The sequence below is a fragment of the Porphyromonas somerae genome (genome assembly GCF_022845615.1).
GTDB lineage: Bacteria > Bacteroidota > Bacteroidia > Bacteroidales > Porphyromonadaceae > Porphyromonas_A > Porphyromonas_A somerae.
Map to the genome: position 1 here is coordinate 1,714,058 of NZ_AP025559.1, position 16,277 is coordinate 1,730,334.

The 16,277-nt window shown below is 42.6% G+C and carries 15 protein-coding genes; 10 read left to right on the plus strand and 5 right to left on the minus strand.

Translation table 11 applies throughout. The features are described 5' to 3' along the window. Nucleotides 1-3: 3 nt before the first annotated feature. The 10 genes from MWL85_RS07410 (at nt 4) to MWL85_RS07455 (ending at nt 8,852) form a co-directional block, all read left to right on the plus strand. Nucleotides 4-519 carry an LptE family protein gene (locus MWL85_RS07410; RefSeq protein ID WP_021903511.1) on the plus strand — a complete coding sequence of 172 codons (516 nt, stop codon included), beginning with the start codon at nt 4-6 and terminating at the stop codon, nt 517-519. Nucleotides 520-536: 17 nt separating this feature from the next. Beyond that, complete coding sequence (locus MWL85_RS07415; protein ID WP_244400240.1) at nt 537-1,259, plus strand: DUF8458 domain-containing protein; 723 nt, start codon at nt 537-539, stop codon at nt 1,257-1,259. A gap of 90 nt (nt 1,260-1,349) precedes the next feature. Continuing rightward, nucleotides 1,350-1,724, plus strand: a complete 375-nt coding sequence (gene secG / locus MWL85_RS07420; RefSeq protein WP_244400241.1) for a preprotein translocase subunit SecG — start codon at nt 1,350-1,352, stop codon at nt 1,722-1,724. 124 nt (nt 1,725-1,848) lie between these two features. Beyond that, complete coding sequence (rpmB, locus tag MWL85_RS07425; RefSeq protein WP_018027680.1) at nt 1,849-2,106, plus strand: 50S ribosomal protein L28; 258 nt, start codon at nt 1,849-1,851, stop codon at nt 2,104-2,106. A 32-nt stretch (nt 2,107-2,138) separates the two neighbouring features. Further along, nucleotides 2,139-2,327: a 50S ribosomal protein L33 gene (gene rpmG / locus MWL85_RS07430; protein WP_018027679.1), complete on the plus strand. Its 189-nt coding sequence runs from the start codon at nt 2,139-2,141 to the stop codon at nt 2,325-2,327. A 49-nt stretch (nt 2,328-2,376) separates the two neighbouring features. Further along, the gene (locus MWL85_RS07435; protein WP_021903514.1) at nt 2,377-2,529 is read left to right on the plus strand and encodes a DUF4295 domain-containing protein; all 153 of its coding nucleotides are present in this window, start codon (nt 2,377-2,379) and stop codon (nt 2,527-2,529) included. A gap of 188 nt (nt 2,530-2,717) precedes the next feature. Beyond that, on the plus strand, nt 2,718-4,589 hold the full coding sequence (locus MWL85_RS07440) for a YgiQ family radical SAM protein (RefSeq protein WP_244400242.1): 1,872 nt from the start codon (nt 2,718-2,720) through the stop codon (nt 4,587-4,589). 184 nt (nt 4,590-4,773) lie between these two features. Next, the gene (locus MWL85_RS07445; RefSeq protein WP_244400243.1) at nt 4,774-6,267 is read left to right on the plus strand and encodes a Do family serine endopeptidase; all 1,494 of its coding nucleotides are present in this window, start codon (nt 4,774-4,776) and stop codon (nt 6,265-6,267) included. A gap of 298 nt (nt 6,268-6,565) precedes the next feature. Continuing rightward, nucleotides 6,566-7,528: an IS30 family transposase gene (locus MWL85_RS07450; protein ID WP_244400244.1), complete on the plus strand. Its 963-nt coding sequence runs from the start codon at nt 6,566-6,568 to the stop codon at nt 7,526-7,528. 49 nt (nt 7,529-7,577) lie between these two features. Continuing rightward, nucleotides 7,578-8,852, plus strand: coding sequence for a hypothetical protein (locus MWL85_RS07455; protein ID WP_021902513.1), 1,275 nt, complete (start codon nt 7,578-7,580; stop codon nt 8,850-8,852). 672 nt (nt 8,853-9,524) lie between these two features. On the opposite strand, the gene MWL85_RS07460 is transcribed toward MWL85_RS07455, so the two are convergent. From MWL85_RS07460 to MWL85_RS07480, 5 genes are all read right to left on the minus strand, one after another. Then, nucleotides 9,525-10,673, minus strand: coding sequence for an IS256 family transposase (locus tag MWL85_RS07460; protein WP_244400245.1), 1,149 nt, complete (start codon nt 10,671-10,673; stop codon nt 9,525-9,527). 422 nt (nt 10,674-11,095) lie between these two features. Further along, nucleotides 11,096-12,748 (minus strand): UvrD-helicase domain-containing protein, encoded by a 1,653-nt coding sequence (locus MWL85_RS07465; protein WP_244400246.1) that lies wholly within the window; start codon nt 12,746-12,748, stop codon nt 11,096-11,098. Then, entirely contained in the window at nt 12,733-14,772 is a 2,040-nt protein-coding gene (locus MWL85_RS07470) for an AAA family ATPase (protein WP_244400247.1), read from the minus strand. The genes MWL85_RS07465 and MWL85_RS07470 overlap by 16 nt, the downstream gene beginning before the upstream one ends. Before the next feature lie 508 nt (nt 14,773-15,280). After that, nucleotides 15,281-15,577, minus strand: coding sequence for a transposase (locus tag MWL85_RS07475; RefSeq protein ID WP_394802119.1), 297 nt, complete (start codon nt 15,575-15,577; stop codon nt 15,281-15,283). Then, nucleotides 15,493-16,128 (minus strand): transposase, encoded by a 636-nt coding sequence (locus tag MWL85_RS07480; protein WP_394802096.1) that lies wholly within the window; start codon nt 16,126-16,128, stop codon nt 15,493-15,495. Before MWL85_RS07480 ends, MWL85_RS07475 begins: the two co-directional genes overlap by 85 nt. Nucleotides 16,129-16,277: the final 149 nt, after the last annotated feature.

Consider the following 16,277-nt stretch of genomic DNA (forward strand, 5'->3'; position numbering starts at 1 on the left):
ATAATGAAGAGCAGTATTCACTTTATAGGAGTAGGCACCATCTTGGCAATCATATTGGCAGGGTGCAAGGTTTCATATAGTCTTAATGGAGCCAGTATCGACTACACCAAGGTAAAGACCATCCATATTTCCGACTTCCAAAACCTAGCCCCCATCGTCTACCCTCCTTTGGCCCAAAAGCTATCTGAGGACCTTAAAGATAGATTTCAAAAGCAGACAAGGCTTTCGCAAACCAATCAGATAGGTGACCTCAACATAGAAGGGGAGATCGTAGGATATGACCTTACCGCAGAAGCGGTTCAGGCCGATGCCTATGCGGCTAAGACCAAACTGACCATGAGGGTCAACATACGATATACCAACACAGTCAATGAGGAGGAGAGTTTTGAGAGAGAATTTACCTCCTTTACCGTATTTGATAGCTCACAGATGTTTAATAACGTGCAAGACCAATTGATAGAGGACCTCACGAAGGATATTATCAATCAGATCTTTAATGCCACCGTAGAGAATTGGTAAATTGACGCCCAATAGATATGACCAAAGACGAGCTTAAATCAATCATCGAGCAACCGCATACCGCCGATAAACACCACCTACCAGAGCTACTGGAGCTGAGCAGGCAATACCCCTACTCGGCACCACTGCAGACACTAATACTGCTACTCCTACACAAGGTGAACGACCTGAGGTATGCCAGCGAGCTCCATGAAAGAGCACTAGCACTACCAAATCTTCGGAGGCTCTATACCCAGCTCAATGCCAACCCTACTACTCTTATTCAAAACGATAAAACCCCTTCAAGCGAAAGCAAAGACAGCAGCTTCGGACTCATTGATGCCTTTTTGGAGCAGCACCCAGAAGATAGCTCGGACATAGAGGAGCTACTCGATGCCACCCCTGCTACGCCACCAGCAACGCAGACCGTAGTTGAGCAACAAAATACAGAGGAAATAATATCGGAGTTCCTAGACCTGGGCGAGAAAGCAGAGGTGATAGGAGTAACACCCGACACTCCACAAACCTCCGAGCGATCTAATTTCCCAGCAAAAAGTACTTCCGCAGACCACCCTATCGAAACAGAGGAAGAACTATTCACCGAAACCCTAGCTCGTATGTACATTCGACAGGGAAAGTACCAACGAGCCGAACGCATATTAACACAAATAAATTTGGAATTTCCCAAAAAAAGTGGTTACTTTGCCGAACAATTAAACTTTCTCAAGAAACTAATTGAAAACAATTCGGAAAATAGGTAGCAAAAGCCATAAAGGGATGCTCAATTATAGGCACGCACCTCGGATATCCGAAGTATATAGAACAGCATAAAAGTATAGAAAAAAGAGCGTATGTATGTATTTCTTTCAATACTGATCGTATTGGCTTCCATAGCGATTGTCTTCGTCATCACCATCCAAAACTCTAAAGGTGGTGGACTAGCTTCAGGTTTTGCAGCAAGCAACAACGTTATGGGAGTGAGGAGGACCACCGACCTGATAGAGAAGATCACTTGGGGACTGGCAATTGCTATAGCCGTACTCGCAATTATTTCTGTGAAGTGGGCACCACGCAGCACAAGCACCCAATCAGAGAGTGTGATCTCTGACTACGTTGACCAGGCTACCCTGCCAGTAGCACCAGAGGCAGCAACACCATTTGGCGACACGCCTGCCACTACCGAGGCTCCTGCAGAGCAAACTCCCTCTGAACCAGTGACTGAGTAACAGAGCTAAGAGGCTGAAAGAGATCGTTTTTGTAGACTCAATAGTTGAGAAACTTGGTAGTCTCGTCTTTTTTTGGTTACTTTGCCAATCGTAAGTATAATATATAAGCATTTATAAATAAGAGATGTCACGAATTTGTCAAATCACAGGCAAGAAGGTTATTACAGGTAATAACGTTTCTCACTCTCTAAGAAGAACTAAGAGGACGTTTAAGCCAAACCTTTTTGATAGAAACTTTTACTGGCCTGAGCAAGATTGCTGGATCAGAATCCGTGTGTCTGCAGCAGGGCTACGCCTTATCAATAAGATCGGCCTCAATGCAGCACTTGAGAGGGCTAACGCACAAGGACACCTGAAGGAGATAATTGTCCTGGACAAGTAACTAACAAACACAGCGTATAAAGCAAGGAAGATATGTCTAAGAAAGGTAAAGGCGATCGTGTACAAGTAATACTAGAGTGCACAGAGCATAAGGAGAGCGGTTTGCCAGGGACTTCAAGGTATGTTACCACCAAAAACAAGAAGAATACCACTGGTAGATTGGAGCTGAAGAAGTACAATCCTATCCTCAAACGTATGACAATACATAAGGAGATTAAGTGATAGGTCTACGCAAGGAATAGATTAACGTATAAAATAGAAGGAGCAAGCTATGGCAAAGAAAGCGATGTCGAAGCTGCAGAAAGGCGATGGACGTACTTTCTCAAAGGTTATCAAGATGGTGAAGTCACCTAAGACTGGGGCGTACATTTTCAAGGAGGAGATGGTGCCTAACGAGATGGTTAAGGAGTACGTGAAGAAGTAATCTATCTGCTTTCGACACAAAAATAACATTAGAGGGGGCTGACAATCATAAGGGAAAATAAAAGCGACACTGGTGAGATCAATTATTTCTCACTTCGCTGGATATAGGTAAGAGCTTAAAAGGACTTGATGCAACCTTTTAAGCTTTTTACTTTTATGCAATAATCAAGAGTGGCAAGTAATTAGTAGATGGAGTGGTTACCAATTTCTAAAAAGGAAGTAGAGCAAAGAGGATGGAGCGAGCTGGACGTCATCATCATGAGTGGTGATGCCTACGTGGATCATCCCTCTTTTGCCAATGCCGTTATTGGTAGGGTACTCGAAAGTGCAGGCTACAGGGTGGCCATCGTGCCACAACCCAATTGGCGTGACGACCTTAGGGACTTCAAGAAGCTCGGTAAGCCCCGACTATTCTTTGGTGTATCTCCAGGAAATATGGACTCCATGGTCAATCATTATACCGCTGCCAAAAGACGCAGGTCGGATGATGCCTATACTCCCGATGAGCGCTCCGATATGCGTCCCGACTATCCTAGCTTGGTTTATACCCGTATACTGAGGGATCTATACCCCGATACGCCTATCCTATTGGGCGGCATCGAAGCATCACTTAGGAGGCTTACCCACTACGACTATTGGCAGGATAAGCTACTGCCAGGAATGCCCTATATGAGTGATGCCGACCTAGTACTCTATGGGCTGGGAGAAAAGTCGGTGCTAGAGATTGCCTCACTACTTGATAAGGGTGCATCGCTAGACAATATCAAACAACTTCCCCAAGTAGCCTACACCATACCTGCTGCTCAGTTCACTCCAAAGGAAGATGATATCAAGCTACACAGCCACGAGGAGTGCCTTAAGAGCAAGATGGCGTATGCCAAGAACTTTCGCCACATTGAGGAGCAGAGCAACTCGCTCAATGCTCATAGGCTTTATCAAGAGATCGGAGAGGAGGTCATCGTAGTCAATCCACCCTACCCTCTCCCCACCACGGCAGAGGTCGATAGTTATTACGCACTCCCTTACACCCGACTTCCACACCCTCGATACAGGGGCAAGACCATACGTGCTTACGAGATGATTCGACACTCTATCAATATGCACCGCGGCTGCTTCGGAGGTTGCGCTTTCTGCACCATCTCAGCACACCAAGGGAAGTTTATCGTCTCCAGAAGCCAAGAATCTATTGTAGAAGAGGCAAGGAAGGTGACGAAAATGCCTGACTTTAAAGGATACATTAGCGACCTTGGTGGACCAAGCGCCAATATGTATCAGATGCATGGAAAGGATATGAATATCTGCCAAAAGTGCCTACGTCCCTCCTGCCTCTACCCCAAGATATGCCCCAATCTCAATGCCGACCACCGACCTCTACTCAATGTATACAAGGCAGTAGACGCCCTCCCTGGCATTAAGAAAAGCTTTATCGGAAGTGGCGTTAGATATGATATGCTCGTGCACGACTACAAGTCGCCCGACCTCAAAGAGGCGGCACGGCAGTATACCGAAGAATTGATCCAAAATCACGTTTCGGGAAGGCTCAAAATAGCACCTGAACATACCTCTACCAAAGTATTAGATATCATCAGGAAACCCTCCTTTGACACCTTCTACAAGTTCAAGAACATCTTCGACCAAATCAATAGTAAGTACCAGTTGAAGCAACAGCTTGTCCCCTACTTTATCAGTAGCCACCCAGGCTGCACCGAAGCCGATATGGCAGAGTTAGCGGTCATCACCAAGTCACTCAACTTCCACTTAGAGCAAGTGCAAGACTTCACCCCTACTCCAATGACCGTTGCCACCGTCATCTACTATAGCGGTATACACCCCTATACACTCCAAGAGATTCCTGTAGCTAGAGGAAAGAAAGCCAAGGAGACCCAGAGACAATACTTCTTTTGGTATCAAAGAGAGAAGCGAAATGCCATCATCAACTCCCTTAAGAAGATAGGGCGAAACGACCTCATAAAGAGTCTATTTGGCAATCAAGAAATACCCAAGGGGAATAGAGTGCCCACTCGAAAAGGACAGCCTAAGAAGAGAGGACGACGGCCATAAAGCACCTCAATGATTATATGTTGCAAAATGATACATCTCTCAAGTTAATCATTTATAAATGTCAGAGCATACCTCGCGGGGTATGCTTTCTTATTGTTAAATAACCGCTTAGAGTGGTTGTAGATGTTCCATTTATTCCTTTAATTTGCAACAAGTCAAGTAATAAATAATAGCATAGAATACAATGAAAAAAGGATTAATGATTGCTGGAATAGCACTGAGTTGCTCCTTGATAGGAGCAATGGGAGGGGCGGCCGTTTACTCTAATAGCCTAAAGAGTGAAGACGCAACGTACGAAGCGAGGACGTCAGAAGCAGGTGGGGTATTCAAACAACCCAAGATGACCCCCGCACTTTTTTCATCTTCCAGTGGAGCCCCCGACTTTGTAGAGGCTGCTGAGAAAAGTATCAATGGAGTGGTCAATATTCGTAGTGAAGCAACCGTAAGCCGGAGACAATCCTCAAGGTTTTTCGATCCATTTGAGTTTTTCTTTGGCATCCCTGGAGGACAAGGCGAAAGCGGTGAAGCTCCTACCCAAGTGGCATTTGGCTCGGGTGTAATTATCAGTACCGACGGATATATCATTACCAATAACCACGTAGTAGCAGGTGCTTCCAAACTCACGGTAAGCACCAATGACAATAAGGAGTACGAAGCAAAAATCATCGGTACCGATCCCGCTACCGACCTCGCACTCCTCAAGATTGATGCCACCAACCTCTACCCAATACCATTCGGTGATAGCGAAGCCGTAAGAGTGGGAGAGTGGGTACTTGCTATCGGCAATCCATTCAACCTACAGAGTACCGTCACCGCAGGTATAGTAAGTGCCAAAGGACGTCAAGCTGCACAGCAAGGCGACCTCCGAATCTCCTCATTTATTCAGCACGATGCAGCTGTCAACCCAGGGAATTCAGGTGGTGCTCTAGTCAACACCAAGGGAGAGCTCATAGGCATCAACACCATGATCTACTCACAGACCGGCAACTATGCAGGCTACTCATTTGCTGTACCAGTGAGCATCGCCAGCAAAATCGTCACCGACCTCAAGAAGTATGGCGTAGTACAGAGAGCTCAGCTAGGAGTGATGGGAGGTAATATCAATAGTCAATTAAGTAAAGAGTACGATCTTAAGGTCACCGAAGGTGCCTTTATAGCCGATTTCGCTGGCACAAGTGCTGCCAAGCAAGCAGGTCTGAAAGTAGGCGACGTTATCACATCCCTTAATGGCGTAAAGATACGCAGTATGGCAGAGCTTCAAGAGCAGGTAAGCAAGTACAACCCTGGAGATGAGGTCAAAATAACCGTTGATCGTAAAGGCACGTCACATACCTTCAAGGTAGTACTAAAGAATAGCGAAGGGACCACCAGCATCGTAGAGCAAAGCTCCTTTAGCTCACTCGGTGCCTCCTTCAAAGCATTGGACGAGAAGACCGCTAGCAAACTAGGCATCAGTAATGGAGTGATTGTAACAGGGGTAGACCGCCAGGGCAAGTTTGCCGAAGCAGGCATTCCCAAAGGCTTCATTATCCTAGAAGTCAATAACCAACCTATTCGCTCAGAAAAAGAGGTGGAGAGCATCACCCAATCCATCCTTAATAGAGGCGAGGACAAAGTCCTCTTCATCAAAGGGATGCTCCCCAACGGTAGGATAAGATATATTGCAGTAGAGCTATAAAATAAAACTTGTGATCGAATAGTTTATTGTTTTTGTGATTCTGAATAAGCCTCAGTGCTGTGTAAGCACTGAGGCTTATTATTTTATCTCCACCTTTGAACTTTCAGAGTGAATCGGGGTCACCTAAGTTCTAAACCGAAGTGCAATTTTTGAGGTACTAGGGACTGCCTTTTTCACGGCTTATTTGGTGGCCGTACGGCCACCAAATAAGCCGTGAAAAAGGGCAAAGAAGGGAGTGTGGATTCATAAAACAAAAATGGGAGGCCTAAACCTCCCATGGGATTAGTATATTTGTTTTATGAACAAAAAAAAGTACAAACATCTAACCCTTGATCAAAGATACATAATTGAGAGCGGTCTAAAAAAGGGTTTGTTGAAAAAAGAGATCGCTGAGCTTGTAGGAGTCTCACCATCTACCATTACTAGGGAGATTAAGAGGAATGCCAACAAGAGTGGAAGATATACCCAAATGCACGCCCAAATGCTGGCCAATGAGGATAAGGAAAGGGTTAAGCGAAACAAGAAGATAGGGAAAGGTGTGTGGAAGAAAGTGATCGAAAAGCTAAGAGAGGATTGGTCTCCACAGCAAATTTCTGGTTGGCTAAAAAAGGAGGAGGAGATTAATATATCGCACGAGACAATCTACGCCTATATCCGAAAAGATAAGGCAGAAGGGGGCAAACTTTACACACACTGCCGACACCAGTTAAAACACCGAAAGAGGTACGTAGGGAGTGGAAGTAGGACGCTTATTCCAGATAGAGTGAGTATACACGAAAGACCACCAGAAGCTGACGGATCAACATTCGGAGACTTTGAAATGGACACGATTATTAGTGCGAAAAGTAGGGCCGTAATACTTACAATCGTAGAGAGATACTCAGGTCAAATGTTTGCCTGCAAAATGAAGAGAGGAAAGGACCCAAAGGAAATCTCTAAAACCGTCGTGCAGTTGCTCGCTCATTGTAAAGGGAAAATACGATCTATCACAACTGATAACGGTTCTGAGTTCATCAACCATAAGCATATCACTGAAAAACTCGGGGTTAAAGTTTACTTCGCAGACCCTTACTCTTCTTGGCAAAAAGGAACTATTGAATACTCAAATAAACTACTGAGACAATACTTGAAAAAGAATGAGGACTTCAAAGATATTACCAATAAGCAAGTACTGAATTATGTACAGAAAATCAACTCAAGACCAAGGGAAAAACACCAGTACAAGACCCCAATGGTTGTCTGGTTGGAAAATAATAAGTAAATTGCACTAGTAATTTGAATCTACGGATCCGCTATATATCAAAAGAATCATGAAGAAAACATTCCTAACATCATTCCTCATACTGATAGTTTGCCATACGCTGTTAGCCCAAGATAAAAACGATAGTGGAAATCTCGCTTCTTGCGTTGAGTTCTCAAACACATTCAACGATATCAAAACTATATGCGATAAAGATAATGGAGAACTATGGGGAGTCAATTTATATGCACCAATTTTATGCATAGACAATAATCGTGATTTGTGGAGTAACCAAAAGGATTTACAAGGACAACTTCAAACATGTGGAAAAGTATTTATTGGAAAATATCCGCTCAATAAGAACATCGCCAATTCCACTATAAATGTATTTGGGCAGAAATGGGTGATGATAAAACTTCCAATACCTACTGATACCATAGACCGTAACATATTGTTCTGCCATGAAATGTTCCATTACTGGCAAGATTCTCTTGGCCATGTTCCAACACCCTACAATAATGTCCATATGGAGACCAAAGAAGCCAGAGTACTTCTCAAACTGGAATGGAAAGCATTTCTATCCGCTTGTAAAGAAACAGATCCATTATCACGAGAAATCGCAATTCGTGATGGCCTTACATTCAGAAGGCAAAGACAGGAAGAATTTAGTAAGTATTACTCGGATGAAACGGCTTTTGAAGTTCATGAGGGACTGCCTCAATATACAGGAATGAAACTATCCATTTCATCGGATGCTATATATCTTGACAAACTCGATAAGGAAGTTGAATCTTACATGAAGAAAGACGAGCTTGTCAGATGTTACGCCTACCTTTCTGGTCCCATCTTGGGGTATCTTCTTGATAAAAGCACGAATGAATGGCACAAGCATGTGGACGGAAATACTGATTTAGGAATATTAGTCCAGAATGCTTATAACATAGTTCTTCCTACAGACAAAGAGAATCATATACGACAAAGGAAGGCATGCTATGACTATGATAATATTATTGCCTTTGAAAATCAGCGAGATTCTGTACGAGCAATAAAGAAAAACGAATTAACTGCATTATTTACACAAAACATAAAGACGTTACCTTTGAAGAATATACAGATAAGTTTTAATCCTAACACTGTCGTTCCTCTCGAAAATATCGGCACCGTCTATAAAAATGCACGCATTGTTGATGAATGGGGCATTTTAGAAACAATAGGAAACGGAACAATACTTATTACCGAAGACTGGAAATCTGTTATATTGCCATACGCAAACAGCATTAAAGTCAATAACAACGTAGAAGAAACAGAATCTTGGAAACTACAATTAAAAGTTAGTAACAAATAGTGGGTGGGGCAAGCCTTATTTTAGCAAATTGAATCCTCCGATTACCATTGAATACAAAATCAATATTTATGAAACTAACCGATAAACAATTTTGGAAATTTGAAGCAATCGTGCTGGCTTGTACCACTGTTTCTGACTACAACAGCTATTCTTTCCATTGTACTGTTCTGCTTTGTGTGGGATTGGAATGGTACAAGCGAACGCCCCACAAATATACCTCCGGACGAAGGGACATACATTATCAATAATGAGTTTGTCGGAATTATTATAGCTACTAATTACTCCTATACTTACTTGTGTCATTTCATATATTGCTAAACATTGCTGTCCGATAAAAGTTTTTCGGAGAAAGAAGAGCTTCCTATTTCATCGGACAACCGAGTTCCCAGCTTGTCAGATCTCTGATGATCGCAGAAAGTCCATCAAATGTCTATTATAAAGGATTTCTCCCTACAGAGGGTAGTAACCCAAAAAGTGTGTAAGGCAGAATGCCTCTTTGAACTGCAAATATACTTATTTTTTTCGCTTTGCTTCCCATAAACAACAAAGATAGACCAAGAAAGAATTAAGGCAAGGCTGTCGTAGCGCAGCGGAGACACCGCCTTGCCGTATTCTTTTTGGTTGATAGCTTTGTGTTGGGAAGTAAAGCACATCTCGTTCTCTTTATGGATGTTATAGCTTCTTCAGACCACCTATCAGATCACCTATTCGCCTCCCTAAATAGGAGGAATTAAGGGCGATGCTCCCTACCAGATGAAGTGCAGAATCAACACTTGGAAAGGCGCATTTATATGTCGCTCCTTTCTTTATTTGCCGATTAAAGCGCTCTATCCAGTTGGTACTATGAATATATCGTCTCACTACTACGTCATATTTCAGGTAAGTAAAGTAATAGTATATCCTTTCTCCATCAGCTATTTTTGAGAGGAATGGATAGTGCTCGTACCACTCTTTCGCAAACTTTGCAAAGTCCTTAACGCCGTCTTCGACAGTACGTTTGGGGTCGTTTTTACGAAACACTTCGCTCAGTTTGGAACTAATGGCTCTCTTGTCTTTTGGACGAACTCTATTGCAAATCTCCCTCTGAAGATGAACGTTACAGAGCTGCACCTCCACTCCAGAGAAATGACGCTCAGCCACTTCTTCAATATTGTTTAACCCATCGGAGACAATAAGACCAACCCTCTCTAGTCCGCGAGACTTTAAGTCTTCAAAGAAAGCATTCCAAATGCCACTTCCTTCTGTGGGATTGTTGTACACTCCAACGATATCTCTACGACCGTCTGCATCCAAGCTCATTACAACAAAGAACGCCTCCTTGCTAACGCTATCTCCTCGCCTTACTGGGAGGTATGTTGCGTCAATCATAAGTGCTTCCAGCTCACTTGGAAGCGCCCTTTTACGCCATTCTAGGACAGCCTTCTGCGTGGAGAGAGCAAGACGATTAACTTGGCTCGTGCTATAACTTTTGCCATACAAACGCTCAAAAACACCTGAGATGTCCTTCATCGTATTACCACAGCTATAGAGATAGCTCGCAACTTCTCCCATCTCTTTCTCTTGCTCTTTTAATACCCCTAAAATAACGGGTATAAAACCACGCTGACGTGTCCGAGGAACTCGCAACTCAAGCATATTACCACTCGCAAAAATACGACGACCTCGGTAGCCATTACTAACATCTCCGGTATCTTCCTTGTAAAGTTCGCGTTCCCCTTCCATCACGATCTCTACAACCAGCTCCATCAATCCCTTAATTCCTTGCCCTTCAATTATAAAGTTTGAAAGAATTTCCTTAACTTGCACTCGTGTAAGTCTCATACTAATGTCTATTCCTTTGTTATTAATTTACAACTTTACAAAGATAGCATTATTGGGGCTTACACACTTTTTTGGGACAGTATCGTGTCCTACGTATATTCAATTAAGAAATGCAACTCATATCTGCAAAAAATGAATCGCACCTAATAGTGTTTTAAGCGCTTTTTTTGTGAGCGATGGGCGTAAAATAGCTGTCAAGCGGGTCAATCGCCCTTCGATATTTGCTGTAAAAATGGGGGTATCCCCCCCCTATGCTATTTCAATCTCGTCTGGAGGCGGTGAAAACGGCTCGTTTATCCACTGGAGACTGTTGAGAAGTTCTTAAGCTAGAGTTTGAGGGCTTTTCAACAGTCTCAGTATAAAGTTACAAGGCAGTCCTAAAGCCAGTTGCAAGTTTCTTTTTCTCATGCACAAAGTTACACCTAAGAAGGTATATTTATTGGCATGTTCTTCAGTTTGATATAGTTTTCTGCACTCAATGTGGGTACACAGATAAACAAGCGTTTTATTGCACGACTAGCAGCCACATAATACACCCGATGGACATTGTTTTCATCTAGGTTTGGAGACAACAGAAACTCCAAGTCTTCCTCCTTTTCAAGAATCACAAAGACGTTATCGAACTCCTCTCCTTTTGATTTGTGGATAGTCTTATGCTTGTCATTTGAATCACCATACTTCACCCCAAGGGCAGCATCAGCGTATGTATGGTTTAAGTAGAAATCCTTGATTGCCTTGCCTCTTATCTTAGTTATCTTGAGTTGTAAATCATTCACCAGAAAATTGTAGAAATCCATCAGGCTTCCGTCTTTATAGTCCTTATAGCCATCTAGCAAACGTCTTAGAGCCACAATTGTTATTGTTCTATCGCGATTGATGATGTCTAGTTGATGCCAAGCATTTCGCAAGTCATTCATTCTTGTATATTCCACGGCCTTAATCAACGTCTTTATAATGATCTGACGCCTTACATTGCTGTCAATATAAATCTCTAATATTTTTCCGTCTTCTCTCACTCCGTTCTTCTTACGCATTGAATTGGCAAGTACGTTTTGAAAGGCCAGTGATTGTATTTCGGCAGTTCCACTCTTTTCTATACTCTGTTGGTAGCAGTTAAGCATATCGCCAACTAGCAATTCCGGCATCATTCCTTCTGATCCATTCAACCAGTCTTGCGAAAAATCAGTTCTGACAATATTTAGTAAATCTATTATCTGCTTCGTGCTACGCCTATTTCCTCGTATCTCATACTCCTGCATTTCTGGAACAGTAAAACTATCAAATTGCTGCACCGTAGCACCGAGAAAATCATAGATTGATTGTGCTTTATCGCCAACTACTCCCACAATTACCCCCTCATTGCCTAACTGGGTAAGGAAGTCAACAACAAAAGGAATTGTATCTTGAAACTCATCCACGAAAATATATGGATACCTCGCCTTTATCAATTTGTATATATGTGGGTATCTCGAAAGTAGAATGTAAGAGAAGTATAAAACATCATCAAAGGACATATACCCTCCACTCCATAGCCATCTTTTGAACCCCATATAGCAGTCATTGCCCACGAACCACTTGCCGACCTTTATTGGGTACCTTGGTTTATAATTGTTGTATTCATGCTTTGAATAATGCCACATAGCATTATTCAAACCTTTCAGATAGCTTCTAGCATTCACCCATGACTTATTAATAAGCTTCAATACTGATATAGCTATTCCTTCTGTCTTAAAATTAGAGTCATCTATAACCACAAGTTTGCTCAACTCCAGCCCAAATTCTTTAGCTACCAGATGAATATAGGGCTTTACTATATTGGCATACAAGAAACTATGGATGGTACATACCTCAACCACGTCATTCCTCATATTCAAACGTGCTGTGATGGTGTCGATACCCACATTGGTATAAGTGATACAAGCCACCTTCCTCACCACATCAAGTTTGTTGCTGTTAGATACTACATTCTTGATATGACTTATCAACCAATGTGTCTTTCCAGCACCAGGTCCAGCAGTCACCTTAAATGGTTTGTCTACAGGTATGGTTTGCTCTGATGTTATGATAATAGCCATGTTAATGCGTCAACAATATATTGGGGCACATGGAACTCTTTTCTGTCTGTTTCTGGTTTCTCCAGATTAGCCATAAGTGTTACGTTTAGTTCCAGCGCATTGCTACCTTTTGAAACGGAGTTCAAATAACGTGATGCAAGTAAGGCTTTTCTCTTTTCTTCATCCTCCCACCCCGATTGGTCTATTGATGACTTTATACGTGTATTAGCCTCACTGTTTCGCATTTTACCCATCATCTTGTTCACATCCAGTTCTGCCATCATTGCTTTTATCTCGTCCCGATTGGACACAGAGTCAGTCAATAACAGTTCACAATTGGGATTCTCACGCATTAGGTCATACTCCAGCGTTTTTCCATACGTTACATCTTGCCTGTAGAACCTAATGTTGGGGTGGTCTACATATTGATCTAATTCTGTATCAGCATGATGCTTATAGTCGTAGTTGTCTGCGTCTATATTGTACTCATATGGGTAGCAAGCTTCATATGTCGCGTCAGATTCATGCTTTTTCCTACAGGGATCAATGTCTGTCAAACAAACAATCTTCTTGTTGATAGTGAATGGATTGTTTGTATCAAACAACTTTAGGAAGTGTTTGAAATAGCGACCACCCATATTTACCACCAGTACATGCTCATCTGTAAGGTTCTTGTCCAAATATCTAGCAAAGACAGGGAGTAGCAGCTCCTCCGCGATGCCCTCAACGAATATCAATTTGTTGGCAAAAAACATATCAGCTTTGGTAGCATCTAAAAACCTTTGGACATATTGCTTGGATTCATCATCATTATCTTCTTTATAAATGTCACGTGGATATCCAACATTAATCTGCCCTAATGCAGGTGAAGTTAGACAAATCAAGTCATCCAGCTTCACAGCAGAGGCAATTTGGGTAGAATGGGAGGTTATGAATATCTGACGTACATGTCCATTTGCATTGTTGTCCTGTAGAAACTGTAGGAACTTATACTGCATAGCTGGATGCAGATGTGCTTCACATTCTTCTACAGCTAGGAATGAGAGTATCTTAGCATTGCGTTTCATGTAAGTGATGCTACTGTCCGCCTGCATTCTTGCAAGCAAAAGCGACATATAGATTAGATTGTTATAGCCTAAACCATTATACGTTGCTGGTACTTCTATACCATCAGCATATTTGATAATCATTCTCAATACTGCAAACATCTCATTTTCCGTCACCGTCCCATCAAAATCAGGTACAGCTCCGTTGAATGTTGCGCCTGTATCGAGTGCGTACTTCAGAAACACGTTTTTGCCATTCTGCAATCTCCCTTGTAAAGTCTGCATCAGTGGATTAGACTGTTGTACAAAACCATCTCTCAGAGTTTTTAATTGTTCCTTTATCTCGTCCTCTGTCTTTGTAAAATCATTCTTAACCGAGTAATCAATGAAGAAATTCAGCACATCCCTAAGGAGGGGATTATAACCAGCGTATAGGTCATGACTGACATCGCGAATGGCATCAAGAAACTGAAAATCAATCTGCATCAAAGTCTCATTGATACTGATACCTGCTGCCTGATTACCTCCTGAGCGACTAGTTCTATAGAGTCTGATGTAGTCATGATCTATAATTTTCCATATTTCCTTAGGTGTAGTTGCGTTAGCTACATCTGACTTATAGTTGTCTTCTTCTGCATCAGTCAATTTAAACTCGTATCTCAATTCAGCTTCCTCACTTAATTCAGGATCTGTCATCATAGTTGAGAAGAGCCCCATTTCTGCAGAATCCAAGGCTTCCCCCGCACTTCTACGAAGGAGAAGAGTTATTTGAATCCGTGGTGACTGCTGTTGTAGCACTGCTAGTTCGGTTTCATAAAATAAATCACTCACTCCCAACCTATGACCATAATTATAACCAAGCACTAACCCGATTGCACGAAGTAGGTTGCTTTTACCTGTATTATTATGACCTATTATAACATTCACACCCTCATGGAAAGGTATCAAAACATCCTTGAAGTTTCGGAAGTTTAGTATCCTGATTTCCTTTATATACATACTATATTGCTTCTATGTTAGGAAAAGATGTATAACATAGCTACTTTCTATCCCTGAGATATAAGAGCTTTGATATTCTAATGTAATGTGAGCAGACTTCAACAACTCGCACCCCCATATATTTGTTTGCACTTCTTTCGTTGCCATTAGCGAATCTTTCGCTTACAAAGGTATGAAGTTTGCCTCAATAAAACGAAGAAACGCAGGACATTAACATAAAGTGTTTTTTGTCACCTGAAAATGGTTGACTTTTTTGCTGAACCTGATGTCGGTTGACATCGTTTTTGCCGTCAAACTAGAATGAGCTGTCTTGACTTTTCGAAAGAACTGATTTTAGTTGATAGCTAACTCCTATTTTGAGATGCTGAGGGAGAAAGCCTCCCACAAAAAACTAACTGAAGTGAACGGCGATGCGATAGAGGAAGAAGTCTCTATTGCGAGCTCCATAGTTGATGGCAATAAAGCGTTGGAGGTTCTAGTTGAGCGCTTCTGCTGAGGCGTAGGTCTTCTAGCCTAGGAAACAGTTGCAGATCTCTCCGATGTGCTTGACCATGAAGTGAGCGATGTTCTTGACCTCTTCACATGAACTACTGAGGTGATGGGTGATGATCTCTAGAAGTGCCTTCTTGCGCTCCAATAGGTGTCTGGAGGGTGTTATGAAGCTGCCATCTCGCATAGGACGTTGGTACCACTTCCGCAGTGCTACGGAGAATTTGTATGCTACTTTGATGTTAGGGAAAAGTCTAAAGAGTAGCCGAGCGCGTAGCTTTTGACTGGCTGTGTGCTCGTTGGGGAGCTTGTGCAGTAACCCCTTGCTGCGCTGGAGGAGCTGTAGCTGAGTATCTCCATTGGATAGCTCCTTTTGAGATCTTTGAGCTCTCGCTGGATCTTGGGGTCAGGCTGCAGTTTTTGCTGTTTGCGACTCGCCTCCTCCAGCTCCCGTTGCTTGCGTAGAAGCTCTTGGCGGTAGTGTATTCTTACGGACTGGACTTGATCAATGATGTTTTTGACGACGTGGAATTTGTCCGCAGCTTGGTAGGCATTGGGAAAGAGTTCGCGAGCCACCCAGCCGTAGTTTGGAGCCATATCACGGGTTATACAAGATACTGCGAAAAGTGCTTCTTGGGAGATGTTCGATCTTATTAGATAGACGATCTGAGAGGCTCGGAGCGTGTTGACCATCAGGACGGTTTTGTTCGTCTCTGGGTTCGACACGATGGTGTAGCAATCTCCGTTGATGTTCTTTTCGTCTATGCAGATGGTGGATCCCATATTCTTCTCATTGATAGAAAGTGCCACCCGAACAAATCGCCAATTGATGCCAAATGGAACAAATTCCGATGGCCAGGAAAACAACCCTATACACCTACCTGCACTTAAACAAGAAGAATAAAGGCTCCCTTTACCTTTGTTGTCGTCATGCTTTAAGACGTAGGAAGCAACGATTGGTCGCACCTACTAAGGGGAAAAGAGAAAAAACATTTCTCAGAGACCTATTTGTATTG